The 25,922-nt window shown below is 34.5% G+C and carries 27 protein-coding genes and 2 tRNA genes; 10 read left to right on the top strand and 19 right to left on the bottom strand.

Translation table 11 applies throughout. The features are described 5' to 3' along the window. Nucleotides 1-6: 6 nt before the first annotated feature. Both IEV72_RS07315 and IEV72_RS07320 read right to left on the bottom strand, forming a co-directional pair. On the bottom strand, nucleotides 7-1,290 hold the full coding sequence (locus IEV72_RS07315) for a metal-dependent hydrolase family protein (protein WP_188458451.1): 1,284 nt from the start codon (nucleotides 1,288-1,290) through the stop codon (nucleotides 7-9). 10 nt (nucleotides 1,291-1,300) lie between these two features. Beyond that, on the bottom strand, nucleotides 1,301-2,467 hold the full coding sequence (locus IEV72_RS07320; protein WP_188458452.1) for a DegT/DnrJ/EryC1/StrS family aminotransferase: 1,167 nt from the start codon (nucleotides 2,465-2,467) through the stop codon (nucleotides 1,301-1,303). A 123-nt stretch (nucleotides 2,468-2,590) separates the two neighbouring features. On the opposite strand from IEV72_RS07320, the gene IEV72_RS07325 reads away from it, so the two are divergent. After that, nucleotides 2,591-3,823, top strand: a complete 1,233-nt coding sequence (locus IEV72_RS07325; protein WP_188458453.1) for a 3-deoxy-D-manno-octulosonic acid transferase — start codon at nucleotides 2,591-2,593, stop codon at nucleotides 3,821-3,823. A 3-nt stretch (nucleotides 3,824-3,826) separates the two neighbouring features. Here the strand turns inward: IEV72_RS07325 and IEV72_RS07330 are convergent, their stop codons facing one another. The 8 genes from IEV72_RS07330 to epsC all read right to left on the bottom strand — a co-directional run bounded on the left by IEV72_RS07330 (nucleotide 3,827) and on the right by epsC (nucleotide 10,113). Beyond that, on the bottom strand, nucleotides 3,827-4,135 hold the full coding sequence (locus tag IEV72_RS07330; protein WP_188458454.1) for a DUF202 domain-containing protein: 309 nt from the start codon (nucleotides 4,133-4,135) through the stop codon (nucleotides 3,827-3,829). A gap of 46 nt (nucleotides 4,136-4,181) precedes the next feature. Then, the gene (locus IEV72_RS07335) at nucleotides 4,182-4,835 is read right to left on the bottom strand and encodes a DUF2461 domain-containing protein (protein ID WP_188458455.1); all 654 of its coding nucleotides are present in this window, start codon (nucleotides 4,833-4,835) and stop codon (nucleotides 4,182-4,184) included. 9 nt (nucleotides 4,836-4,844) lie between these two features. After that, a complete protein-coding gene (locus IEV72_RS07340) occupies nucleotides 4,845-5,618 on the bottom strand; it encodes a LexA family transcriptional regulator (protein WP_188458456.1) in 774 nt (257 codons plus the stop codon). Between the two features lie 322 nt (nucleotides 5,619-5,940). After that, nucleotides 5,941-7,830: a prolyl oligopeptidase family serine peptidase gene (locus IEV72_RS07345; RefSeq protein WP_188458457.1), complete on the bottom strand. Its 1,890-nt coding sequence runs from the start codon at nucleotides 7,828-7,830 to the stop codon at nucleotides 5,941-5,943. A 308-nt stretch (nucleotides 7,831-8,138) separates the two neighbouring features. After that, nucleotides 8,139-8,223 (bottom strand) — tRNA-Leu (locus tag IEV72_RS07350). Between the two features lie 15 nt (nucleotides 8,224-8,238). Then, nucleotides 8,239-8,310, bottom strand: a tRNA-Gly gene (locus IEV72_RS07355). A 131-nt stretch (nucleotides 8,311-8,441) separates the two neighbouring features. Then, a complete protein-coding gene (cysM, locus tag IEV72_RS07360) occupies nucleotides 8,442-9,329 on the bottom strand; it encodes a cysteine synthase CysM (RefSeq protein ID WP_188458458.1) in 888 nt (295 codons plus the stop codon). Then, the gene (gene epsC / locus IEV72_RS07365) at nucleotides 9,319-10,113 is read right to left on the bottom strand and encodes a serine O-acetyltransferase EpsC (RefSeq protein WP_229731832.1); all 795 of its coding nucleotides are present in this window, start codon (nucleotides 10,111-10,113) and stop codon (nucleotides 9,319-9,321) included. The genes cysM and epsC overlap by 11 nt, the downstream gene beginning before the upstream one ends. A gap of 271 nt (nucleotides 10,114-10,384) precedes the next feature. Here epsC and tnpA point away from each other — a divergent pair, with 271 nt between their 5' ends. Beyond that, nucleotides 10,385-10,846: an IS200/IS605 family transposase gene (tnpA, locus tag IEV72_RS07370; protein ID WP_188458459.1), complete on the top strand. Its 462-nt coding sequence runs from the start codon at nucleotides 10,385-10,387 to the stop codon at nucleotides 10,844-10,846. Between the two features lie 169 nt (nucleotides 10,847-11,015). Here tnpA and recG read toward each other — a convergent pair whose 3' ends face one another. Further along, the gene (gene recG, locus IEV72_RS07375; RefSeq protein ID WP_188458650.1) at nucleotides 11,016-13,121 is read right to left on the bottom strand and encodes an ATP-dependent DNA helicase RecG; all 2,106 of its coding nucleotides are present in this window, start codon (nucleotides 13,119-13,121) and stop codon (nucleotides 11,016-11,018) included. A 311-nt stretch (nucleotides 13,122-13,432) separates the two neighbouring features. Between recG and IEV72_RS07380 the strand changes: the two genes are divergently transcribed. Then, the gene (locus IEV72_RS07380; RefSeq protein WP_188458460.1) at nucleotides 13,433-14,470 is read left to right on the top strand and encodes a glycosyltransferase family protein; all 1,038 of its coding nucleotides are present in this window, start codon (nucleotides 13,433-13,435) and stop codon (nucleotides 14,468-14,470) included. Between the two features lie 8 nt (nucleotides 14,471-14,478). Here IEV72_RS07380 and prmC read toward each other — a convergent pair whose 3' ends face one another. The 5 genes from prmC to ruvX form a co-directional block, all read right to left on the bottom strand. Further along, nucleotides 14,479-15,324 carry a peptide chain release factor N(5)-glutamine methyltransferase gene (gene prmC / locus IEV72_RS07385; protein WP_188458461.1) on the bottom strand — a complete coding sequence of 282 codons (846 nt, stop codon included), beginning with the start codon at nucleotides 15,322-15,324 and terminating at the stop codon, nucleotides 14,479-14,481. Between the two features lie 66 nt (nucleotides 15,325-15,390). Next, on the bottom strand, nucleotides 15,391-15,846 hold the full coding sequence (locus IEV72_RS07390; RefSeq protein ID WP_188458462.1) for a DUF5606 family protein: 456 nt from the start codon (nucleotides 15,844-15,846) through the stop codon (nucleotides 15,391-15,393). 73 nt (nucleotides 15,847-15,919) lie between these two features. Beyond that, entirely contained in the window at nucleotides 15,920-16,510 is a 591-nt protein-coding gene (gene def, locus IEV72_RS07395; protein WP_188458463.1) for a peptide deformylase, read from the bottom strand. A gap of 3 nt (nucleotides 16,511-16,513) precedes the next feature. After that, nucleotides 16,514-17,107: a sulfotransferase family 2 domain-containing protein gene (locus IEV72_RS07400; protein WP_188458464.1), complete on the bottom strand. Its 594-nt coding sequence runs from the start codon at nucleotides 17,105-17,107 to the stop codon at nucleotides 16,514-16,516. A 3-nt stretch (nucleotides 17,108-17,110) separates the two neighbouring features. Continuing rightward, nucleotides 17,111-17,515, bottom strand: coding sequence for a Holliday junction resolvase RuvX (ruvX, locus tag IEV72_RS07405; protein WP_188458465.1), 405 nt, complete (start codon nucleotides 17,513-17,515; stop codon nucleotides 17,111-17,113). Between the two features lie 85 nt (nucleotides 17,516-17,600). On the opposite strand from ruvX, the gene IEV72_RS07410 reads away from it, so the two are divergent. Next, nucleotides 17,601-18,416, top strand: coding sequence for a 2,3,4,5-tetrahydropyridine-2,6-dicarboxylate N-succinyltransferase (locus IEV72_RS07410; protein WP_188458466.1), 816 nt, complete (start codon nucleotides 17,601-17,603; stop codon nucleotides 18,414-18,416). Between the two features lie 91 nt (nucleotides 18,417-18,507). On the opposite strand, the gene IEV72_RS07415 is transcribed toward IEV72_RS07410, so the two are convergent. After that, nucleotides 18,508-19,272, bottom strand: a complete 765-nt coding sequence (locus tag IEV72_RS07415; RefSeq protein ID WP_188458467.1) for a Kdo domain containing protein — start codon at nucleotides 19,270-19,272, stop codon at nucleotides 18,508-18,510. Between the two features lie 154 nt (nucleotides 19,273-19,426). Here IEV72_RS07415 and IEV72_RS07420 point away from each other — a divergent pair, with 154 nt between their 5' ends. The 5 genes from IEV72_RS07420 to IEV72_RS07440 all read left to right on the top strand — a co-directional run bounded on the left by IEV72_RS07420 (nucleotide 19,427) and on the right by IEV72_RS07440 (nucleotide 23,879). Then, nucleotides 19,427-20,188 carry a glycosyltransferase family 2 protein gene (locus IEV72_RS07420; RefSeq protein WP_188458468.1) on the top strand — a complete coding sequence of 254 codons (762 nt, stop codon included), beginning with the start codon at nucleotides 19,427-19,429 and terminating at the stop codon, nucleotides 20,186-20,188. Between the two features lie 123 nt (nucleotides 20,189-20,311). Further along, on the top strand, nucleotides 20,312-20,872 hold the full coding sequence (locus IEV72_RS07425; RefSeq protein WP_188458469.1) for an L-threonylcarbamoyladenylate synthase: 561 nt from the start codon (nucleotides 20,312-20,314) through the stop codon (nucleotides 20,870-20,872). Between the two features lie 5 nt (nucleotides 20,873-20,877). Continuing rightward, on the top strand, nucleotides 20,878-22,317 hold the full coding sequence (locus IEV72_RS07430) for a CCA tRNA nucleotidyltransferase (protein ID WP_188458470.1): 1,440 nt from the start codon (nucleotides 20,878-20,880) through the stop codon (nucleotides 22,315-22,317). After that, nucleotides 22,310-23,329 carry a COX15/CtaA family protein gene (locus IEV72_RS07435; RefSeq protein ID WP_188458471.1) on the top strand — a complete coding sequence of 340 codons (1,020 nt, stop codon included), beginning with the start codon at nucleotides 22,310-22,312 and terminating at the stop codon, nucleotides 23,327-23,329. The genes IEV72_RS07430 and IEV72_RS07435 overlap by 8 nt, the downstream gene beginning before the upstream one ends. 25 nt (nucleotides 23,330-23,354) lie before the next feature. Further along, nucleotides 23,355-23,879 carry an IS1096 element passenger TnpR family protein gene (locus IEV72_RS07440; protein WP_188458472.1) on the top strand — a complete coding sequence of 175 codons (525 nt, stop codon included), beginning with the start codon at nucleotides 23,355-23,357 and terminating at the stop codon, nucleotides 23,877-23,879. A 165-nt stretch (nucleotides 23,880-24,044) separates the two neighbouring features. On the opposite strand, the gene IEV72_RS07445 is transcribed toward IEV72_RS07440, so the two are convergent. Together IEV72_RS07445 and IEV72_RS07450 are read right to left on the bottom strand one after the other, a co-directional pair. Further along, nucleotides 24,045-24,341, bottom strand: coding sequence for a type II toxin-antitoxin system RelE/ParE family toxin (locus tag IEV72_RS07445; RefSeq protein ID WP_188458473.1), 297 nt, complete (start codon nucleotides 24,339-24,341; stop codon nucleotides 24,045-24,047). After that, nucleotides 24,323-24,559, bottom strand: a complete 237-nt coding sequence (locus IEV72_RS07450; protein WP_188458474.1) for a hypothetical protein — start codon at nucleotides 24,557-24,559, stop codon at nucleotides 24,323-24,325. The genes IEV72_RS07445 and IEV72_RS07450 overlap by 19 nt, the downstream gene beginning before the upstream one ends. Before the next feature lie 285 nt (nucleotides 24,560-24,844). On the opposite strand from IEV72_RS07450, the gene IEV72_RS07455 reads away from it, so the two are divergent. After that, entirely contained in the window at nucleotides 24,845-25,903 is a 1,059-nt protein-coding gene (locus tag IEV72_RS07455) for a nucleoid-associated protein (protein WP_188458475.1), read from the top strand. The last annotated feature ends 19 nt before the right edge of the window (nucleotides 25,904-25,922 follow it).

Raw genomic sequence — 25,922 nt, forward strand, 5'->3', positions numbered from 1 at the left:
AAAGAATTAAAGCTCATTTTTCACCACTTCCCCTTCCTTTATCACCAAGACAGGTTTCATAAAAGCATCCAGATTTTTTTCATCAAAATCGCCTTCAATTGCGACTAAATCAGCGATGAAGTTTTCTTTTACTTGTCCGATTTCATTATCAATTTGAAGCAATTTAGCATTGGTTAATGTTGCCGATTGTAATACTTCCATCAACGGCATTCCTGCTTCTACCATAAATTGAAACTCTAGTGCATTATCTCCATGATAAAAAACACCTGCATCGGTACCAAATGCAATGGGAACCCCTTTTTTATAAGCTCTTCCAAAAGTAGATTGTATTTTTGGACCAATTTCTAAAGCCTTGGGTCTAACGATTTCTGGATAGTACCCTTCTTTTTTTCCCATTTCAGAAACAAATTTACCTGCGCTGATAGTTGGCACATAATACGCATTGTATTTTTTCATCAGTTCCATGGTTTCGTCGCTCATTTTGGTTCCGTGTTCAATGGTTTTAACGCCACCTAAAATAGCGCGTTGCATACCTTCATCGCCATGTGCGTGAGCTGCCACATGAAAACCATAATCTGCTGCTGTTTCGCAAATGGCTTTTATTTCTTCTAAGGTAAATTGTGGATTATCACCACTTTTGGCTTCACTCAGAACACCGCCAGTTGCAGTGATTTTAATTAAATCAGCTCCGTTTTTGTAACGCTGCCGAACCGCTTTTTTGGCATCGTCTTCACCGTTCACTACGCCTTCTTTTGGACCAGGATCTGAAATATATCTTCGGCTGCTTCCGTTAGTCGGATCTGCATGACCTCCGGTAGATGCTAAGGATTTTCCTGCGGTAAAAATACGTGGACCAATCACATCACCACGATTAATGGCATCGCGTAAGTTGATGTTTACTCCTGTTCCGCCTAAATCGCGAACCGTGGTAAATCCAGCAAGCAAAGTTCGTTTGGCAAAAACCGTAGATTTATAAGCAATATCTGCTTCTTCATCTTGGTATTTTTCTAAGTATTTTTTCGGATTGGTTTCACTTTCTAAATGCACATGCATATCTATCCAACCTGGCATTAAAGTATGCTTTTTCAAGTCGATGTATTCTTCAAAATCAGCTTCATCAGCATAGCCTTTTTCAATAGAAACTATTTTATTACCTTCAATAATAATGCTGGATTCGCCTATAATTTTTCCTTTTTCAACATCAATATAATTCTTGACATGAATCAAGGTTTGCTGTGCAATACAAAAATTGGTAAGTAAAAGCGCCAATAAAAAAATACTCTTTTTCATAATATTAAATTTAGTCTACCACTTTCAAAATTTCAGTAGTAATGTATTCAATTTGATCATCTTCCAATTCGGTATGCATCGGTAAGGCAATTACTTCTTTCACCAATTGATTGGTAACGGTAAAATCGGCTTCATCATAGCGTTCATCTGCATAAGCTTTCTGCAAATGCAAAGGAATTGGGTAGTAAACTCCATGTGGAATTCCTTTTTCTTGGAAGTGTTTTACTAACTCATCTCGTTTTCCATTCGTAATTCGCAAGGTGTATTGATGAAAAACATGGCAATCGCAAGTATCGCAAATGCTGCATTTTACATCGCAACTTTTGTGAGTGAAAGTTGTAGGTGTAATGATGTTTTCTGACTTAGATAAAGCTTCAGAATATTTTCTGGCTGCATTTTGTCGAGCGGCATTATACGTATCTAGATTGGGTAATTTAGCGCGCAAAACTGCCGCTTGAATACTATCTAATCTAGAATTTACGCCTACCACATCGTGGTGATAACGCTCGTACATTCCGTGATTTACAATTCCACGAATGGTATGGGCTAAATCATCATTATTGGTAAAAATTGCTCCGCCATCGCCATAACAACCCAAATTTTTAGATGGAAAAAATGAAGTTGCTCCTACATCGCCTATAGTTCCTGCTTTTTGTTTTTTTCCATTTTTAAAGGTGTAATCCGCACCAATAGCTTGTGCATTGTCTTCAATAACAAATAAATTGTGTTTTTTAGCCAAATCCATCACCGCGTCCATATTGGCAACATGTCCAAATAAATGCACAGGAACAATGGCTTTGGTTTTAGGTGAAATGGCTTTTTCAACAGCATCCACATCGATGTTGTAGGTTTTTGGGTCTACATCAACCAAAACAGGCGTTAAATTTAAAAGTGCAATTACTTCAACCGTAGCAGCGAAAGTGAAATCGGCTGTAATTACTTCATCGCCGGGTTGCAAACCCAAACCCATCATGGCAATTTGTAAAGCATCTGTCCCATTAGCACATGGAATGACATGTTTTACTCCTAAATATTCTTCCATTTCCTTTTGAAATCCATGTACTTCTGGACCGTTGATATAAGCTGTTGAGTTTACTACTTCTATAATAGATTGGTCTACTTGCTCTTTTATTTTTTCGTATTGACCTTTTAGGTCAACCATTTGTAATTTTTTCATGTGTAAAATTATATCGATTGTACTGAATGTCTAAAAACATCACTTTAACAAAGCTAACAAATAAGCCCACTAAGCGCAATTCATTTTGTATTAAAAACTTATTTTAGTCGAAAATTTAGCAATTTGAAAAGTATTTATTCAGCTTTAATTCAATTTTTGGAATGGATTCTTCCGTTGACCACTTGGATTAGCCCGAAACAGAAACAATTTGTTGAAGGCAGAAAGTCGGTTTGGAAGCAATTAAAATCAATTGAAGCGACCCAAATCATTTGGATACATACCGCTTCCTTAGGCGAATATGAGCAAGCCGTTCCGGTGATGAAGGAACTCAAAACTAAATTTCCAGACCATAAATTGCTCGTCACCTTTTTTTCGCCTTCAGGCTTTGAAGTTAAAAAGAAAGACCCACTACCCGATTTTGTTTTTTATTTGCCATTAGACACCAAATCCAATGCGAAAAACTTTGTAGAATCGCTAAACATCAAACTTGCCATTTTTGTAAAATATGAAATCTGGCCAAACTATTTAAATGCATTAGCTAAAGCTGAAATTCCTACTTATTTAATTTCGGCTTTATTCAGAAAAGAACAAATTTATTTTAAACCGATTGGTCAATTTTTGAAACAAGCTTTATATCAATTTGAACACATTTTTGTACAAAATGAAAGTTCATTAAATCAATTGAAACAGGCAGGTTTCACAAACATGAGTATTTCTGGCGATACGCGCTACGACCGTGTTACGCAACAATTACAAATGGACAATCAATTGGATTTTATGGATGAATTTAAGCAGGATAAAATCTGCTTTGTTTTCGGGAGTTCTTGGCCAGAAGATGAAGCTGTTTTTATGGATTTTATCAATTCAACTACCAATGTAAAATTTGTCATCGCTCCACATGAAATCAAAGCACAAAAAGTGCAAAGTTTAGTTGAAAAGCTGAATAAGAAAGTGGTTTTGCACAGCAAGATGAAAAATAAAAATCTAGCTGAAGCTGAAGTTTTGGTAATTGACCGCATTGGATTATTATCCAAAATTTATGCTTATGCAGACATCGGTTATGTAGGTGGTGGAATGGGAAATGCCGGTTTGCACAACATCTTAGAACCCGCCACTTTTGGGGTTCCTATTGTAATTGGCAAGAATTTTCAAAAATTTCCAGAAGCCATTGAACTTAGAAAATACGCAGGATTGTTTAGTGTAGAAAATGCAAGTGAGTTTAGCAAAATAGCTTCTAAATTAGTTAAAAATCATCAGCTCAGAAAACAAACTGGAATGATTGCTGGACATTTTGTAGAAGCTAGAGCTGGTGCGACTCGACTTATCATTGAAAAAATAGTGGGAAAAATCGGCTAATTTTTACTTTACAAACTTTTTGAGATGCCTTTTTAAAATTGCAAAACGGTAAACACCAATCACAAAAAACAAGAAGCTAAACGAAATACCAACGACTCCCACCCATTTAAGGTTTCCTAGGCTTTCATTATCAATTCTCATTAAAGCCGAGCCACCCAAAAACAAATACAAAGAAGTTCGCAAATACGATAGTAAAGTTCTTTCGTTGGCAAGTTTAGTTCGTTCTAAAGCCAAATGATCACGAAGAATAATACGTTCTTCGTTGTTGAAATCATCGGTTATTTTAATGGCTTTTTTAAGTTGCTTTTTCATTTTACACCCATTTTTTCATTGTTTTGATGATTATTTTAGCTAGTTTCTAAACCGTTACCGCTTTGTTCAAATACCTTCTAAATTGTAGCATGGCTTGGTAAGTTTCTATAACCAATTCATCAAAATCTTTGCTCAACACTTGCTTTCTTGAAATAGGCCGGTGCGCTGCAAAGCTTTTATGCCGAAGCAATTCGATATGTGGGTGATCTTTTGAAAATCCTTTGGGGGAAGTTTTCAACTTTTCATCTTCCATTAAACCACCAAACAGTTTTTGAAATTGGGGTTGTTCAATTATTTCTTTCAAAACTTCCCCATTGTAATCAATGGCATCGCGAATACTTTTTAAAAATTCTGCTTTAGGTCTATAAAATCCCCCAGCCAGAAAACATTCATTTACACCCAAGTGAATATAAAAATCGCTGGTTTTTGGTCGTTTGTCTAATCCTGCACCAAAATGATCTTTGTAAGTAGGTTTGTTGGGATGGTATAACAGATTGTTGTTTATGCGGTTGATGGCTTTTTTCCCCGTGGTGTGGTAGTAATCTTCATCGATTTCTGCCAACTTAATGTCCATGTTATTGAGCCACTCGATATACGCATCACGAACTTTTTCATATTCGTCTCGATGTGCATCCATCCAGTCTTTGGAGTTATTTTTGGTGAGTTTTTCCAAAAAGGAAAAAAGCGATTTAAAATCCATAGTTTGTAATTAAGAAGATTGTTTGAACGAAGCTAATTGTTCTTTTAAATCTTCCATAGAAGCTTCTAACTTTTTTAACACCGTATTTTCTGAATTTTCATTTAAGGTGAAAGTAAGCTTACTTTTTACTTCCCACAATTCCTGAATACTGGATATTTCCACTTCGTAAGGTGGGTAAGTTTCGTTGCTGGATAATAAAACCACCGTGCTTGGATTTTGGGTTTTGTGCAACTTCTTCACCAAAACCGAATCTTGTAATACAAAAACATAAATTTTATGTTGTTTGGCTTCCGCTAAATTTTCTACTGCTTTTGCCAACACCCAATCTTCTGGACGCAAATCGGGTAACATGGAATCGCCTTCAACCTGAAAACCACGATAAGTAGCATTTCTAAATTGCGGCAAAGGCAAATCGAAAGCAGGAAGTTGTTGGTAGTATTCGTTGTTTTGAAGGTTTTGCGGATAACCCGCCGCCGCTTTTTGATTGACCAACAATAAGTTTTCTTGGTCGCTATTGTTCACCGTTACCACTTTCGGCATCATACTTTGGTTTTGCAGACTGATTTCTTTCTGAAAACTTTCGCCATACAACCAAAGCGGATTAATTTGATATTCTTTTAAAAGTTGAGCTACCACACTTCCTAATAAACGGGTTTTTCCGCGTTCAATATCGGCAGTAGAATTTTTGATGCCAAGTACTTCGGCAAATTCAGCTTGGGTTAAATTTTGCTCTTCACGGATTTGTTTAAAACGTTTTACTTCTAAGGGTAAGTCAGCTTTCATATCAAATGTATTTACCTACCAAATATAGTTTATTTTGGAATATATCCAAACTACTTGTCTTATTTCCTTAAACTTTATAATTCCAAAAAGATAATAGACCGCTGTGCTGTTAGAAATAAGAATTGAGATTTATTTATAACTAATTGATTATCAATATTAGCTTAGTACACGATAAAAAAATCACTTAATCATGTACATACAGGTTTTTAATCTTATGCGATTTAGACCTCACAGGTCTCAATGACCTGTGAAGTATTGCTGATCAAACATTTAGAATTAGATTCGAGTTTTTGTCATGTACTATCCAACATTAACTTAAAATTCACGTCTCTAAATTATATAACATAAACGAATATGCTTCATCGTAGAGTTGGTTTAGTTTTTCACCCTTGAAATGATGACCCACATCTTGAAAAACTTTCAAGTAAGCTTCATTTTCAAATTCTTGCAAACCATGTACAAATTTATAGGAATTAAATGGCGATACGCGATCGTCTTTATCACCAGTAATGAGTAAAACTTCTAAATTTTGATTCGAGATTTTTTTCAATTGATGCAAAGGCGAATAAGTTTTTAGGTATTTTTTTATCGATCTATTTTTTGGATAGCCAAATTCATTATACCATTTGGGCTGGTCATATTTATCGAAATTGACCATATCTGACAAACCAAATATACTTACGGCAACTTTGAATTTTTCGCTGTGGTTTAAAATGGCATCGTTAATAATTAACCCTCCATTTGAAAATCCATAAATTCCGATTTTTTTTGGTTTAGAAATCTTATGTTCTGAAATAAAATCTAAGCATTTTCCAAAATCAGCAAAGCTATTTTTCTTGTTTTCTAGCGTAGCGGAAGTATGCCAGCTAATTCCATTTTCTCCACCGCCGCGTACTCCTGCAATAGCATAAACACCACCATTTTGTACAAATAAATTGATATGTTCTGAATAAGCTGGCATTACACTTTGTTTGAAGCCGCCGTACACATGTAAAAGCAAAGGCGAATTGCTGTTTAATAAGGAGTCTTTGTAGTAGAAAATCATTGGTATACTGTCACTTTGATTTTTGACCCACTTTTGTTCAATTTTGAAATTGGATAACTCAGGTGTCAAATTTTCTGTGATTTTAACTAAAGAACTATCTGCTTTCAATTCATAGCTTATATTTGGAATATGAAAAGAAGTGTAGTCAATTTTAATCGATGTCTCTGTATATTTTTTAAATTGAATTCTTGCTAATTCATTTCTAAAAATCGGCTTGTAATTATGATTATGAATATCAAAACTGAATAAATTGCTTTTCCCTTTTTCAATAAAACTGAAGTAGATAAATCCATTATTGAGAATGCATTTTTCGATGCTAATTTTTTTATCCATCTTAAAAATTTCCTTCACTTTATCATTCTGCAAATCGTAGCTATAAAAGGCAGTAAAATCCATTTGATTGTCATAAAAAAACAAAGTTTCATCGCTTGCACCGAAAAAATCGAACTCATTTTCAAAATCAATTGTTTTGGGTTCATCCTTTTCAGTCTGATCTGTATACAAGTAAAATTCGTTTTTTAGTTGAGTAATAAGACTTGAAGAATTGATAACTTGTAAAGAGAATTTACTTTTTAAATCCAGTAAATCTATAGTTTGCTTTTCAAAATCAAATTTCTTAAGCACAGTCTTGCCTTCATCGTCAGCTTCAAAGAAATAAAGAAATTTAGAAGTTGCTTGTGCCTTAGGAAAATCGTAAATAATGAAATCTGCAATCAGCTGTTTATTTTCAATATCCCAAACCTGAAGAGCTACTTCATCATTTAAAAAACGAGACCCTTTTATAATTAAATAATTGCTGAAATTAGTTTCCAATAACTTTGGTTCAAATTGAAGCGCATCTGAACTTAAAAACAAAGTGGGTTTTTCTGTTTCTTCATCATGCTGGTAATAAATCCCATCTTGGGCTTCATAAAAGAAGTAGTTTCCGATTGTTGTTTTAAGATTAAGTACTAAAGAATCCGATTTAACTTCTTCATTTTGTTTTTTGAAAAAAAGAGATGTGTCTTCGTAATTCGATTTAAATTTAATGTAATTTTCATCTTGTTTTTGAAGCCATGCTGCTAGCTGTTTGTCGTCATTTTCCATCCACATATACCGATCGTCGCTTGAGAAGTTAAGACTACAGGAAACCAAAAATATAAAACTAAGGATGAGTAGTTTTTTCATAAGAATACAGCTATTAAATGTGAAGATTTAAAAGTACTGATAAATTGATTAGGGGAGATTAAAAATTTTAAGCAAAAGAACGATAGAATATATTGCAAACAAGGAAACCTTGTTAATTACTGATTAACAAGTTCTTGTACTCGAATCGGCTCCAGAAATTCGGAAGAACCTACATAAAAATTTACTGTAACAAAAAAAGCCTGCAAAAAATTGCAGGCTTTGCACTCGGAGCGGCCCCGAAACTTCGGGGGAACCCGCATAAAAATTTATTGAACAAAAAAAAAGCCTGCAAAAAATTGCAGGCTTTGTACTCGGAGCGGGACTTGAACCCGCACGGCCATAATGGCCATTGGATTTTAAGTCCAACGTGTCTACCAATTCCACCATCCGAGCAGGATATGTTCTTTGAGCGAAAGACGGGATTTGAACCCGCGACCCTCACCTTGGCAAGGTGATGCTCTACCCCTGAGCTACTTTCGCATAATGTATATGAACTTTTATTGCGGGTGCAAATTTAATCTTTTTATTGAGTTCTCAAACTTTTTTTTGAACAAAAATTATTCATTTCGTCTGATTAAATTGCTTACTGCATTTTATAAGAATACAAGTTGCTAATATTCAAATAAATCTGATGACAAATATCGATCTCCACGATCACAGACAATACTCACAATCACTCCACTTTCTAAGAAATTACCTAATTTGATAGCGGCAGTTGTAGCTCCACCACTACTCATCCCGGAAAAAACACCCAATTGTGAAGCCAACTTTCTTGCCATTTGTCGAGCATCATCTTCATTCACTTCTATAATTTGATCTACTCGAGATGCATCGAATATCTTAGGTAAATATTCGGGTTTCCACTTTCTAATACCAGGAATACGAGCATCATCACTTGGTTGTACTCCTACAATCTGAATGTTTTTATCTTGCTCTTTCAAAAAAGTAGATGTTCCCATGATGGTTCCGGTTGTTCCCATAGAAGAAACAAAATGGGTAACTTTTTGGTTTGTGTCTCGCCAAATTTCAGGTCCTGTAGTTTTATAATGTGCTTTCCAATTATCAGGATTGGCAAATTGGTTGAACATATAATAATTACCAGTTTTCACTTTATCTTCAACGAAATCTCTTGCACCTTCTATTCCAACATCAGCACTGGTTAAAGTTACTTTTGCTCCAAAAGCACGCATGGTTTTTACCCGTTCTATAGTTGAATTTTCGGGCATGACCAATTCAATGGATAAGCCGAAAACACTTGCAATCATAGCTAAAGCAATGCCTGTGTTACCACTAGTGGGTTCGATTAATTTTGTGTTTTTATCAATTTCTCCCCGTTCTAAAGCAGATTGAATCATGTTTAAAGCTGCACGATCTTTTACGCTACCACCAGGATTGTGACCTTCTAACTTCAATAATAGTTTTACATTTTTATTTTCCAATAAACTAGATGCATCTACTAATGGAGTGTTTCCTACTAAATCTATAATCTTAGTCGACATGCTTTTGTGTTTTAATATCGGTTTTACTCTGATTTGAAACAATAGAATTTGGCGCCACAGAACTAGTTAACCATACATTTCCTCCAACAACTGAATTTTTCCCAATTACTGTTTTACCTCCTAAAATAGTAGCATTGGCATAAATAGTAACATGATCTTCAATGCTTGGATGGCGCTTGGTCTCTTGCATAGATTTATCTACTGAATGTGCTCCCAAAGTTACTCCTTGGTAAATTTTTACATGATTTTGAATATGAGATGTTTCCCCAATTACAACTCCGGTTCCATGGTCTATAAAAAATGGAACTCCAATTTCTGCTCCCGGATTAATGTCAATTCCAGTAGTACTATGAGCGCATTCTGCCATTAATCTTGGAACCAATGGAAGACCAAATTTTAGCAATGCATGACTTAAACGATAAGTAGCAATGGCGTAAAAACCTGGATAGGCAAGATATACTTCTGCTAAGGAATGTGCTGCTGGGTCGTTTTCTAATATAAACTGCGCATCTTCATTAAGTTGTTTTTGTATTTTGGGAATTTCAGAAATGTAATCTTCCCAAATATTCCTACAAGTCTGCTCTGGTTTGTAGCAAACTAAATCGGCTAATTCTTCAAAAGATGTTTCCAGTTTTTGTAGGGTTTCATTAACCGCAGTATCGGAATCGAATAAACATAAAAATAGCTTCCTCGTAAAAGCAGTGGTTTTTTCTTTTATAATGTAGGACTGCTTTAACTTGCTTTTTATTTCTTGAATATCTTCTTGAATGCTTTTTGTAATCAAATGCTTTATTTTTAAACAAAATTAAGGTAGATGGTGAATTACATCTAAAGATTATCATTTTATTAGGGATTAGGTAAATTCAGAATTGGGAATGTCACCCCTAACGGGGTTGAATTACTTTACCATGCTTTTGTTAATGATATTTCGCCCCTAATGGGGCTATTGTTATTTCGCTCCTACAGAGCTTAATATTATTTTTTCTATCTTTATTTTTTGAATTTTAATATGTTGTTTTGCAATTGATTAACTAGCTTTTATTTAAAGATAAATTATGGCTAATACATTTACACAAGTCTATATACAAATCGTATTTACTGTTAAGGGTAGACAAAATCTAATTCATAAAAAATGGAAAGATGAACTATATAAATACATATGTGGTATTGTCAATGCTAAGCAACAAAAAGTTTATGCTATTGGTGGAGTTGCTGATCATATACATATCTTGGTGAGTATAAAACCAAATATTTCAATTTCAGAACTGGTAAGGAGCATAAAGGCAAATTCATCTAAATGGATCAATGAAAAAGGATTGGTTTTAGGGAAATTTCAATGGCAAGGTGGTTTTGGAGCTTTTTCATATGCACAATCTCAGTTAGATACTGTAATTAAGTATATCAATAACCAAGAAAAACATCACAAAGTGAAAACCTTCAAAGATGAATATACTGAATTTTTAGAAAAATTTGAAATTGATTATGATGAAAAATATTTATTTAAATTCATTGAATAAATACAATTAATAGCTCCGTGAGGAGCAACATCACAATAGCTCCGTTAGGAGCGACATAATTTCAGGAAACAATAAAATTCAACAGTTTATAAAGAAATCCCTTTTTTTTTCGCAAAGTCCGCAAAGGATTCGCAAAGAACACGAAGAAAAATCTTTAATGAAAATTAGGCTAACTAATATAATTCCACAATTGCTTGTTTTTCATGTTGGTTTGATAGGTAAAATTGACCATGCTATTCTTCGGTAACAGCATTTTAGGATCTTCTTTCAACAATACATGAGCTTCTTTTCTGGCCAATGCCAAAATGGAACCATCTTGAACCAAATCGGCTATTTTTAATTGCAAAACACCGCTTTGTTGAGTTCCCATCAAATCGCCAGGACCGCGTAATTTTAAATCTACCTCAGCAATTTTAAAACCATCGTTGGTTTGGGTCATGGTTTCAAGTCGGGTTTTTCCGTCCTTGCTCAATTTGTGGCCCGTAAGTAAAACACAATAACTCTGTTCTGCTCCACGACCTACTCTACCACGCAACTGATGCAATTGCGATAAGCCAAAACGCTCCGCACTTTCAATTAGCATAATACTGGCATTGGGCACGTTTACGCCGACTTCAATTACCGTTGTAGCCACCATAATTTGGGTTTTCCCTTCTACAAAACGCTGCATTTCAAAAGCTTTATCTTCGGGTTTCATTTTACCATGAACTATGGAAACTTGGTAATCGGGTTTGGGAAAATACCGCACAATACTTTCGTAACCATCCATCAAATCTTTGTAATCAAAATTATCCGATTCTTCAATTAATGGATAAACCACATAAGCTTGCCTGCCTTTGGTCAATTCATCTTTTAAAAATTTAAAAACCTTTAAACGATTTGCATCATACCGATGAACTGTTTTTATAGGTTTTCGACCGGGTGGCAATTCATCGATCACCGAAATATCTAAATCGCCATACACACTCATGGCTAAAGTCCGTGGAATTGGTGTTGCCGTCATGACCATTACATGTGGCGGTAAGCTATTTTTCTTCCAGAGTTTAGCGCGTTGAGCCACGCCAAAACGATGCTGCTCATCGATAATGGCTAAGCCCAAGTTTTTAAATTTCACCTTGTCTTCAATTAACGCATGGGTACCGATTAAGATGTGCAATTCGCCAGAAGCTAACTCTTCATGTAATAATCTTCTTTCTTTGGTTTTAGTCGAACCCGTAAGTAATTTCACGTTCAACCCAACTTTTTCAGCTAATTCAGAAATGCCTTCAAAATGTTGTATCGCTAAAATTTCGGTAGGCGCCATCATGCAAGCTTGGTATCCATTTCCGATGGCAATGAGCATGCTTAAAAAACCAACAATGGTTTTCCCTGAACCTACATCGCCTTGTAACAAACGATTCATTTGTGCGTTGCTGCGCAAATCTTTCCTGATTTCTTTCAAAACTCGTTTTTGAGCATGGGTAAGTTCAAAAGGCAAATGATTTTTATAAAAATCCATAAAATAATCACCTACTTCAGGAAAGGGAAAGCCTTTAATTTTATGTTTGGCAACTAAATTTCTACGAATGAGTTGCAGCTGAACATAAAAAAACTCTTCAAACTTCAATCTAAACCGAGCTCTTTCTAAATCTTGTACCGATGCCGGAAAATGAACATCAAAAATGGCTTTGGTTTTCGAAACTAACTTATGTTTTTCACGGATTTCTTCAGGCAAAGTTTCGGTAAATCCTTTGGTACACTGCTTCAACAAATTGAAGGTCATCGTGTTCATTTTCCGGTTAGTTAAACCCCGTTTTTGCAATTTTTCAGTAGACGGATAAACCGGTTGCATGCGTTGTGCTTTCTTTTTTTCAAAATCTTCCAACAAATCCAATTCAGGATGCGGCATGCTGGGCTTGTTTCCAAACCATTTCAACTTTCCAAAAGCCAGATAAGGCGTGTTGGTTTTTATGTTTTCTCGAATCCATTTATGACCTTGAAACCATACCAGTTCCATCTGACCGGTTTCGTCTTCAAAAACAGCTACCATACGCTTTCCACGCTTTTGTGGAACCATTTTCACAGCCGTAATTTTACCGATAATCTGCACTTCCGCATTGGTGTTTTGCAAAGCCGAAATTTTATAAAACTGAGTACGGTCTATGTAACGGTAGGGAAACAAACTCAACAAATCTTGAAACGAATGGATATTGAGTTCAGTGCGCAACAAATCGGCCCGAGCGGGACCAACGCCTTTTAAATATTCAATTGGAGCTTTTAAATCTTGCGCATTCATCAAACGAAAATACAAAAACTTCCATTTTTGTACAGCACTAAAATTAGAATGTTTTTTTGGGCGCAACCCCGATTGTTAATCGGGGTCGGGCTTTCCATTTCATAGGCTTCGCAAAAACAAAGTTTTATAAGTGGTTAAGTAGCTTCTAAAGTCGCCCCAAAACCACAACAAAACTAAAGTGTTTTTCGCTGCAGGCTAACATTTCAATCCCTTGCGCGTGTTACAACTTAAAACAAAAAATAAGGCAGATTAAGTTCGCTTCTTTATACAAACAATAACTACTACCTTTGTTTTAATTTTAGAAACAAAACATGAAGATACTTTTTGCAGGCAAATCAAAATTAGATTACAATCGAGTGAAAGTAATAAAAGCTGGATTGGCACAATTAAAAGATGTGCAAATCATCGAATTCAAAATTGTAAAAGGCAATGCCGAGAATCTAAATAAATTAAAGCAATTAAGTAACGAAGTCGATTTTATTTACATTCCGCCAATGCGACATAGCGATGTTAGCTATGTAAAAAAACATACTTCAAAACCCATTGTATTCGACCCTTTAATTTCAAAATACCTTACCAAAGCTGATTATGGACAATTTTGGAAATTGCCTGTTAAATATTATTTAGATAAAATTCCGTTTACCAAAGCCGATATTCTTCTGAGCGATACCAATGCACATCGTTCTTATTTTATCGAAAAATTTAAGTTGAATGCACAAAAAGTACATACCTTATACATCGGTGCAGACACACAAACATTTTATAAACAAGAAAAAGAAACACATAAAGACAAAAAATTAGTAGTTGGATTTTATGGCAGTTTCATTCCCTTACAAGGAACTGATAAAATTGTGGAAACAGCTTATGAATTAAGAGATAGAAAAGATATTTTTTTCGAAATTATTGGAAACGGCTACACCTTTAAAAAAGCCAAAGCCTTAGCCAAAAAATGGAAACTTACCAATATTCATTTTCATGGAAAAGTAAGTTACGAAGAGCTAAGTCCGTTAATCAACACTTTTAATATTTGCTTGGGTATTTTTGGAGATTCTAAAAAAAGTGATATGGTGATTCCCAACAAAGTTTATCATTATGCTTCCATCGGAAAATGCATTTTAAGTAAAGACACACATGGTATTAAGGAGCTTTTTACTGAAAATGAAAACATTGTACTTTGTGAAAATTCGCCTAAAGTTATGGCAAAGAAAATAACCGATTTAAAAGAAAATCCTGAGCAGATTAAAAAAATAGGCGTGGCAGCAGAAAAGCTATTGCGCACAGAATACAATGAAGTAGAAGTCGCCAAACGATTCCTTTCTATTTTAAAGAAATATAGAAATACCCATTAACTTACAGCTTAAAACTCAGCTTTAATCATTCTCGGGTTGTTGAAGATATCTTTTTTTAACACCACTTTTTTAAAACCAGCTTGACTGAATAAATTTTTGGATTCTTCACCTAAAGCCTGATTGATTTCTACATAAACCGCAGGCACTTTTTCTTGTGCTAGAGCCAATTCAATAATTTTTTCATAGAACACCAAAGCAGATTCATTTTCCACAAATAAAGCTAAATGCGGTTCAAAATCTAAAACATTAGCTTTAATGCCGTGTTTTTCGTCTTGCTTTACATAAGGCGGATTAGAAACAATAACATCTGTTTGCATGGGAAGGTTTTCTAAAGCCAACACGTCTTGCTGTATAAATTCGATTTTTACCTGGTTTAGTTTTGCATTTTCTTTTGCAATTTCAAGTGCTTCCGCAGAAATATCGAAGGCGGTGAGTTGTAAGTTTTTGTTGTTCTTTGCCAAACTTATAGCAATGCAACCGCTGCCTGTTCCTATTTCAACAACTTTAAGACTTCTATCATGGTTTTTATAATCTTCTAAAACCCATTCAACTAATTCTTCCGTTTCAGGACGTGGAATTAAAACCGCTTCGGTAACTCGAAAAGGCAAACAAAAAAATTCGGTTTCGCCTAAGATATATTGAATGGGTTTTTGCTTCTTCAATTCTGTTAAAGCCTGTTCAAAAAGTTTAATTTTTTCATCTGCAATTGTTTCGTCAGCTTTTAATAAAACTTGAGTAGTATTCCAGCCTAGATAAGCTTCAACTAGCCAATTAAAGAAAGTTCTTATTTCAGTTTGAGGATATATGCTGACTAGTTCTGCAGCAAAGTCTTGTTTTAGTTGTTTTAATTTCAAAAGATTCTAGAATAACAAACGGCCTAAATTTGCTTAGACCGTTTAAAAATACAATTAATTTATTTTTTACTTTTCAGTAGAATTTTCTTCTTCTGTTTGGGTTTCTACTTTTTCTTCTTCGGTTTCATCTTCTTCTTCAACAAAAGTGGTAAATCCTTTTTCAATTAAGGTATTGTACCATTGAATGATTTTCTTGATGTCGCTTTGGTAAACGCGATCTTCATCAAATTCAGGTAAAACTTCTCTGAAATAGGCAATCATTTCATTTTTAGAAGTCTTCGGATCAATGCTCTTTTCAAAGTTTTCCTTTTCTCCTATTTTCTGAAATACTTCACGTAACGGAATTTCTTCAGCATAGGTATAAATGGAAATTTCACCCAACATACTGATGTTGTTTTTTACGTTAACCGGTATTTTTTTTCCATCTATCAAAGATTCAGCTAACACACCACCGCGGGTTTGCGCTTTCATTTCCCATAAACCTGGGCGTCCTCCTATGGATAAAATTTTATTGATGTCCATGTTTATTTTTTTTGGTTGGCAAATATGCAATCTAAGTTGTTAACTGCCATATTTTATTTGCCCTTATTTTTAATTATCTTCTTTTTTTGGCTTTTGGAAACTTCATATTGTAGCTTACATTAACCTTTCCTTTTTCAATGTTAGCCAATTTGCCTTTGATTAATCTTTTTTTGAAAGCAGAAAGTTTATCAGTAAACAAAACGCCTTCAATATGGTCGTACTCATGTTGAACCACACGCGCAGCTAAACCATCTAATTTTTCAACATGTTTATTGAAATCTTCATCAAAATATTCAATTTTAATTTTGGGTTTTCTGAACACATCTTCCCGAACATCTGGAATGCTCAAGCAACCTTCATTAAAATCCCAATCGTTTCCTTCTTCTTCTAAAATAGTAGGATTGATGAATACTTTTTTAAAGTCTTTTAAATCTTCTTGTTCGTTTTCTATCAAATCGTCATCTTCTGAAAAAGGCGAAGCATCAATAACAAACAAGCGAATTGGAAGCCCGATTTGTGGCGCTGCCAGTCCAACACCGCTGGCGTTGTACATGGTTTCCCACATGTTTTCGATTAATTCCTTCAATTTAGGATAATCAGGTGTAATGGGTTTAGCTTTCTTTTTTAATACTGGATTTCCGTAAGCTATTATAGGAAGTATCATAGATTATTTTTTTGGGTAATTAAAATACTCGAAATCGTCTTTATAGAGTTTATTTACAATTTTGTACATGGTATCATTCCACTGCAAATCAAATTTAGCTTTTTCGGTTGTATTTGCCTTTTTACTCAAGTCTAATTTCAAATTTTCTTCGATGAAATGTTTATCTTCTTCAGCTTCCATTTTGAATTTCTTTTCGACTTTTAAATTTTTGAAAATTTTATATTGCGGATGCAAATGCCTATTATTCATATACACTTCTGGCAAGAAATGAATAAATTCTTTAAAACTGATGTTTTTTAAAGCTGTATATTTTTTTTCAATAGAAGCTGATTTTTTAATTTCTAAAGGTTTAAAAAATATTTTTTGACTGCGTAACCAATAATCCGTCTGGTCTAAATCTTTGTTTAATTTGTCTCGATAAAAGGATTCCAATCGCGTATACGGATTTCTACCAATGACGTATTTTGGTTTTGAACTTAGCCGCAACCAAAAGAGTTTGATTTTTTTTAAGTGCTTTTGTATTCGTAAACTGGAATACATGACTTTAAAATTCACACTTATAAAATATTGTTCTTGTTTGTTATAAAAATGCGGCATGTATTAATGAATGTAAGATTGTAAAATTAGCGTAGCACTAATTTGGTCAACCGTTGCTTTGTCTCTTCTTTTTTTTCGCTTCAATCCGCCATCAATCATGGTTTGAAATGCCATTTTTGAAGTATAGCGTTCATTTTCTCTTTTTACTGAAATGCTCGGAAACTTCTTCTGAAAATCTTCGATAAAAAAAGCGATATTTCGTTCTATGGGTGAAGCTGTTCCGTTGGCATTAGTAGGCTCACCAACAACCAATTCATCAACTTTTTCATTGTTGAAGTAATCTTCTAAATAGGACATTAAGTCTTTGGTTAAAACCGTAGTAAGACCAGAAGCAATCAAACGCATTTCGTCAGTTGCAGCAATACCTGTGCGTTTCATTCCAAAATCGATTGCCATTATCCGACCCATTTTCAAAATTTTGCACAAAGGTAATACTTCTGTAACAATTGAATACTTTTGCTAATTGAAGCTTTATATTTGCAAAAAAAAATAAATGAATTCACTTAAAGAAACCATCCTAAAAGCTTGGGATAACCGAGAATTGTTAAAAGAAAGCGAGACTATTTCTGCCATTCGAGAAGCCATTGAATTTTTAGACCAAGGTAAATTGCGTTGTGCAGAACCTACTGAAAACGGCTGGCAAGTAAACGAATGGGTTAAAAAAGCAGTGGTTTTGTACTTCCCTATCCAAAAAATGCAAACCATGGAAGCGGGAATTTTTGAATACCATGATAAAATGCCTTTAAAAACAGGTTACAAAGAACGTGGGATTCGTGTAGTACCGAATGCAGTTGCTAGACATGGTGCATATATTTCTAGCGGAGTAATCATGATGCCGAGCTACGTAAACATCGGTGCTTATGTAGATGAAGGAACTATGGTAGACACCTGGGCAACTGTAGGAAGTTGTGCACAAATTGGAAAAAACGTTCACCTTTCCGGTGGTGTTGGAATCGGTGGTGTTTTAGAACCCTTACAAGCTGCACCTGTAATTATTGAAGACAATGCATTTTTAGGATCGCGTTCCATAGTAGTTGAAGGCGTTCGCGTAGAAAAAGAAGCAGTTTTAGGCGCAAACGTTGTTTTAACGGCTTCTACCAAAATTATAGATGTTACTGGCAACGAACCCAAAGAAATGAAAGGAATTGTTCCAGCTCGTTCAGTAGTGATTCCAGGTAGTTACACCAAAAAATTTCCTGCTGGAGAATTTAATGTTCCTTGTGCGTTAATCATTGGAAAACGCAAAGAAAGCACCAACAAAAAAACATCCTTAAACGATGCGTTACGAACGTATGATGTAGCTGTTTAAAATACAAGTACAAAATTTAAAAGCCTAACTGAACATTTTCTGTTGGGCTTTTTTAATGTATCCTTTTGGTAATCATTTTTAAACTTAAAAATTACTTCCAGAAACGCAGCTTACTTTTGAGTTCGTGTTTTTTATTGAATTTGGTTCTAAAGGCTTCCACTTCACTCCAAATTTGTTCAAAAACTTGCTTTGGATCTTTTTGAATCAGTTTAGCATATTCATCTGCCATAATGCGATACATTTCCTTTTTAGGCGTTAGTCTAGCAAAATTTCTTAGGCGTTCTTCATAGGTTAAAACTTTGAACTGCATTCGGTTTAAATCAACCAAATAAAACCCATAGGTTCCATCTTGTTTAATTTCAATTAAGGTATTTCCAGGGGAATGATCCAAGAAAAATACACCTTGGTTGTGAAAGTGAAAAGTAAATTGTGTAAACGCCCGTAAAATTTTTTCTCGATTGGGATAGTTTGGATTATGTATTAATTCTCTATAGGTTAAATCGTGTGCTTGCTGCACACTTACATAATAACTTTTTCCAATTCCAAAAGATGTAAAATTTACCTGATACGCTAAAGGCAGTGGAGTTCCAACCTGTTTTTCTAAAAGTAAATTAGCAAATAAATAAGAACGTTCCGCTTTCGATTTTCGGAACCAACGGTATGCAATTTGGTTTACCAAATGCGGTTTTTTAAAGCGTTTAATGTTCACTTTCAAATTACCTATTGGTTTCACTTTTAATTCGTTTCGAGTGCCTTTGTAAATGCTTTCGCCTTCATTATCAAAATTATCTATAAAAGAAAGGATTTCTCTTTCAATGGATTTGAATTGTTCTTGAATTTGAAAGTGATGTTTCATAGTTATATTGAATCCCGCAAATATACTTTTTTTTAAAAAGCTTTTTGGTAAAGTAGATTTGTATACAATCCATAAACTAAATTTTAGTTTAATTAGTTTATATAGTACTTTTGGCAAAGTATTTTATCAATACCAAATTGACTGATCCTTTAATATGCATCAACTTTCTGCTGTTATCATTACTTTTAACGAAGAAGAGCATCTGGAAAAATGCTTGCAATCTCTACAAGGAATTGCAGATGAAATAGTAGTAATAGATTCGTATTCAACCGACAACACAAAACAGATTTGTCAAAAATTTGAAGTCAAGTTCATCGAACAAAAATTTCTTGGTTACTTAGAGCAAAAAAACTTTGCAATTACCAAAGCTTCACATGACTACATTTTGTCCTTAGATGGAGATGAAGCACTTTCTAAAGAGTTACAAGAATCCATTCTAGCGATCAAAAAAGATTGGAAATACGATGCATATTTTTGCAATAGAAGAAACAATTATGCTGGATATTGGGTAAAGCATTCGCATTGGTATCCCGATAAAAAAATTCGCTTATTTAAAAAGGGAAAAGGCGAATGGAAAGGCATTAATCCGCATGATTGTTACTGCGTTTACAATTCCAAAAGCATCGGGAAACTAAAAGGTGATATTCTGCATTGGATTTACCGAGATTTCACAGAACACAACCAAAAAGTAGATCGATTTTCAACTATTTCAGCAAATGCATATTATCAATTAGGGAAAAAATCTTCCGTTTGGAAAATCGTTTTTAGACCAACTTGGGCATTTTTAAAGTCCTATTTTTTAAAACTTGGTTTCTTAGACGGACTTTACGGATTTGTCATTTGTGTACAAGCTTTTCATGCTACTTTTCTGAAATACCTAAAGCTTTATGAGCTTCAGCAAAAAAACAAGGAATAAGATTTTATTTTGCTCAAATAGCATTTCATTCAAAAATGACTATATAAGTTTAATTTTTTCCTTAAAGCACTTCTATTACAAGCTAAATAAACTTCAAAGGCTTAACTTTGCAAAAAAATTGAAATGCGCGAAGAAATCGAAAAAACCATACAAGTCCTTAAACGCGGCGGACTTATTTTATATCCTACCGATACCGTTTGGGGAATTGGCTGCGACGCTACCAATGCCGAAGCAGTAGATAAAGTTTTTGCTTTGAAAAAAAGAGCCGAAGCCAAGTCTTTAATTTGCTTGGTAAGCGATTTCAAAATGCTGAATCAATATGTAGAAGAAATCCCTGAAATGGCATACGATATTTTGAAGTATGCCGATAAACCTACCACCATTATTTATCCCGACCCTATTCGTGTGGCGATGAATGTAATTAACGACGACAACACATTAGGAATTCGGGTTTGTAGAAATGCTTTTTGCAATAAGCTATTGAAGAAATTCAGAAAACCATTGGTTTCAACTTCAGCAAACATTAGTGGTGAGCCAACACCTCTACATTTCAATGAAATAAGCCAAACCATAAAAGATGGTGTAGATTATATTGTTGATTTTGATAGAGATGTTAAAAACAACAAACCATCAACCATAATTAAATTAGACCTCGACGGAAAAGTAGAAGTGATTAGAAAGTAATTAGTATGCCTACACCAAATTATAAAGAAGCCTTAACGCATCCCATTTTTGAAATTGTATCCGAAGCTGCAGATGAATTGAATTTGCCTGCTTTTGTTATCGGTGGATTTGTTAGAGACTTTTTTTTGAAACGCGGAAATAAAAACGATATTGATATTGTTGCGGTGGGCAACGGAATTGAATTGGCTAAATTGGTAGCTGCAAAAATTCCGAACAAACCCAAAGTACAAATCTTTAAAACCTACGGCACGGCCATGTTGAAGGCTTTTGATGCCGAAATTGAATTTGTAGGTGCTAGAAAAGAATCCTATAACGAAAATTCCCGCAATCCAGAAGTAGAACAAGGAACGCTAACCGACGACCAAAATAGACGTGATTTTACCATCAATGCACTTGCGCTTCAACTTAACCAAAAGCATTTTGGCGATTTGTTGGATCCATTTGATGGCATTTCACATTTAGGTCAAGAGTTGATTAAAACTCCATTGAATCCAGATATAACTTATTCTGACGATCCCTTACGAATGATGCGCGCCATTCGCTTTGCAAGCCAATTGAATTTTAAAATTGAAAATCATTCTTTAGATGCCATTACCAAAAATGCAGACCGCATAAAAATTGTTTCTAAAGAACGGTTAATGACGGAATTCAACAAAATTATGTTGAGTGAAGTTCCTTCGGTGGGTTTAAAATTGATGCACAAAACCAACTTGTTGCATACAATTTTACCTGAACTCATCGCTTTAAAAGGAATTGACGAAATCGATGGTCAGCGGCACAAAGACAATTTTTGGCATACTTTAGAAGTGGTAGATAACATTGCACAAGAAACCGACGATTTGTGGTTGCGTTGGGCGGCATTGCTTCACGATATAGGCAAAGCACCCACCAAAAAATTCACCAAAAGAAACGGTTGGACTTTTCATGGTCACGAATTTATGGGAGCCAAAATGGTGTTTCAAATTTTTAAACGTCTGAAGCTCCCATTGAATGATAAAATGAAGTTTGTTCAAAAATTAGTCTTGCTAAGTTCAAGACCAATTGCAGTGGTCGATGAAGAAACCACCGATTCTGCAGTACGCAGACTTATTTTTGATGCAGGAGATTACTTAGAAGATTTAATGATGCTTTGCGAAGCCGATATCACTACCAAAAATCCTAAACGTTTCAAACGATATCATGAAAATTTCAAAAAGGTTCGTCAGAAAATAAAAGAAGTAGAAGAACGCGACCATGTTCGAAATTTTCAACCACCCATTTCAGGTACAGAGATTATTGAATGGTTTGATTTAAGTCCGGGAAGAGAAGTTGGTGAATTGAAATCAAAAGTAAAAGAAGCCATTTTAGACGGAGAGATTCCCAATGAATATGAAGCGGCAAAGGAATTTTTGATGCAAGAAGCGGAAAAATCAGGCATTGCCTTACAAAAGAAAGAAGATGTATAGAAAATGGGTTAAAATATCATTAATTATCGTTTACTTGGTGATTGTAGCTGGTGCTGTGGTGCGCATGACTGGCAGCGGAATGGGTTGTCCGGATTGGCCAAAATGTTTTGGCTATTTAATTCCACCTACAGAAGAAGCTGAAATTACCTGGCAAGCCAACCAAGATTATTTTGAAGGACAAATTATTGTCTATGAAGAAAGCTTAAAAGTAGCACAAAGCGATTTTACTTCTTCAAAAGAATTCAATACAACTAACTGGAAAAAATACGAGAAACACTCCTACTCTACTTTTAATGCCACCCATACGTGGATAGAATACATCAATCGTTTGTTGGGTGCTTTATCGGGCTTAGCCGTGTTGATTATGGCTTTGCTTTCCATTAAAAAATGGAAAGTGAAAAAACGCATTACTTTGGTTTCTTTTTTTACTTTAGGCTTGTTGTTGTTTCAGGCTTGGTTAGGTGCCACCGTGGTATATTCTGAATTATTGCCTGCAAGAATTACCATGCACATGTTGGTAGCGCTTATTATTACAGCCTTGTTAATTTACTTGCTGAGTACAACCAAAGAAAGAAACGAAAATCAAGTATCCACAAAATTATTTAGAAACTTACTGGGCATCGGGATTTTGCTTTCGTTGATACAAGTTGCTTTAGGAACGCAAGTACGCCAAAGCGTAGACGAAATGGTTCGTGCCAACGGAAGTGAAGGGAAAATACTTTGGATAGACGACCCTGGAATCAAATTTTACATTCACCGTTCCTTTTCTATTTTGGTGGTATTGATTAATTTGGGAATTTGGTACATCAACAAAAAGAAGAATTTAGGCTTTTCATGGACAAACTTGCTCATCCTTTTCATAGGAATAGAAGTGCTTTCAGGAATTGCCATGTATTATTTAGATTTCCTATTTGGTATGCAAGCGCTTCATTTAGTCATGGCAGCTCTGTTTTTTGGCGTACAATTTTATATCTTTATGCAAGCTTACAAAGCCAAATTGAAGACCGCATAATTTCAACAAAACAAAAGATTACAACATGAGAATTTTCAGAATTCGCGCAATATTAGATGTTTTAGACGATGTTTTTAGAGATATCGAAATCAAAGAAGACAACTCTTTAGAAGATTTACACAACGTCATCAACCAATCTTTCGGTTTTGATGGTACCGAAATGGCTTCGTTTTACGTAAGCGATGAAGAATGGAATCAAGGCGAAGAAATCGTCCTTTTTGATGTGGGTGAAGGTCAAGCTAATTCACGTTTAATGAACGAAACCAAGCTAAGTGATGTTTTATCTAAAGAACAAACCAAGCTGATTTACGTGTACGATTTTTTAAACATGTGGACGTTCTATGTGGAATTAGCCGACATTGCCACTCCAGTTGATACTACCGATTACCCCAACTTGCTTTTTGCTCAAGGTCAACTGCCTGATTCGCCACCAGAAAAACAATTTGAAGCTGAAAAATTAGACGATTTTGATGACGAATTTGAAGATGGCTTTGAAAATGATGATTTTGAAAATTTAGACGATTTTGATTTTGACCAAAATTGGAATTAGTTTTGATTGATTATTTTATCATCAATTAGGACTGAATTTTATTTGCTTGCAATTTTACTCTTTTGCTTTTATGAACTCTTTGTCCCTAATATGTAGGCAAAAAATTCTGTGGTGAGATAATCAAACCACGAAGTCTCAAAGCTCAGAGAAAAATTTCGGACTACTTCAAAATTTTCGTTTAAAATTGTCTTGTCTATTATCCCAAAATGATACAATTTCAATGGTGTCTTTATGTATTTCATAAAAAATCAGAAATACGCTCATTGGTATTACACGGGTTTTCCTATTTGAAGTTAATCGACCTATAAACTCACTTTCAGCTAAGGTGTTTAATAAATTTTCTGTTTTAGCAAGTAATTTCAGACTATACTCAGCAGATTTATTTCTTTCTGTGTAAAATTCTAAATTTTCTTTGAATTCTGCTTTCGCTATATCGGACCAAATTATTTTTTTTCTAGCCATTCTTTCATTTCTGAAATTACCTTTTCATTTAGAGAAAACTGACCATTTTTAATTTGTGCTCTACCAATCGAAATCGAATTTTCTTGTCCTGTAGACAATTGATATAAAGCTTTTTCAGATGAATCAATTATGGTTTGTAGCGCTTTTAGGAAAGTTAAATCTTCTGACTCCTTAATTCTTGAAATCAAGTCATTTTTTATTTGAGCGGTTGTATCCATAATAATTCGATTTAATTTATCTCAAAAATAATGATTTTATTTGATTCATTATTTATTCTGTTTATTTTCATTGTTTCCATTTCATGAAATAACTAAAGTTTTCAGGCTCTTTACATATTGATAGTCAGCAATTTTGTTATAATTTATTGGAATACAATCTACCAAAAAATGCAAGATCACTTGAACTGAAATACGTTTTAAGTAAAAACACCTAGCAATTTAAGTTATTCACAAGCCTACAATAGCTGGGTAAGATTTTGCATATTTGCGCAAAATTAAAATTCGATGATCAACTTATTTTCAGCACAAATTGAAAGCCTTTCTGTTCACCGTGTGGGCAATAAAAGCCGAAATGAAAACTTATTTATTTCAAAAGAAGCTTATCCACTTTCAGACGAATTGAATCCGCTTATTAAAGAGTATTTCTTGAAATCGTTTCGCGATAAAGAAGAAAATTACTACCAATTTGTACATGAAACCGATTTAGAATTTCATGCTTTGTACAATTTAGTAAACGAGATTTTTTTGAATCCTTTACAAGCGCATGAAGTTTCTAAAAAAATTACCACCTTGTTGTACGAGCAATCGCTTCACCAACACATAAAAGGTGGAGAAGTGTATGTGACTTATTTTGAAAATGTAATCATCGACAATGAAAAGGTAGATGCTGTGGGTATTTTTAAATCAGAATTGAAGCACGATTTCCTTCAATTTACTGAAAAAGAAAACAACCTAGACATCATTCTTCAACAAGGCGTGTATTTGAACAAGTTAGACAAAGGTGCGCTGATTATCAACAAAGAGCAAGACAAAGGCTACAAAATTCTTTCGGTAGATTCCAATAAATACGACACCAAATATTGGCTGGAAAGCTTCTTGGGAGTCGACTTTTTTCAAGATGAAAATTTCTACACAAAGAAGTATTTAAAGTTCTGTGAGAACTTTGCCAAAGATGTAGTTTTACCAGCCGAAGACAAGCAGCAAGAAGTTTTGTTTATGAATCGTGCGATGAATCATTTTGCGAGTAATGATAATTTTGATGAGCAAAAGTTTATCGGCGAAGTCATCGAAAATCCAGATTTACAACCGGAGTTTAAACACTACAAAGAGCAACAAGCACCCAAATATAAAATTGAAGACTTAGCCAATTTTCCCATTTCCAATTCAGCCGTTACCGATGCACGGAAAAAGGTAAAAAGCGTTATCAACTTAGATACGCATGTGCAAATCAAAATGGATTTTGTGAGTGGCGAAAGTGCAGAGAAATTCATTGAAAAAGGCTGGGACGAAGATCGACAGATGTATTATTATTTGGTGTATTTCAATAAGGAAGAGAAGAAATAAAAATTTTTGATATTGATGA

The organism is Psychroflexus planctonicus (genome assembly GCF_014640195.1).
In the GTDB taxonomy this organism is placed as follows: domain Bacteria; phylum Bacteroidota; class Bacteroidia; order Flavobacteriales; family Flavobacteriaceae; genus Psychroflexus; species Psychroflexus planctonicus.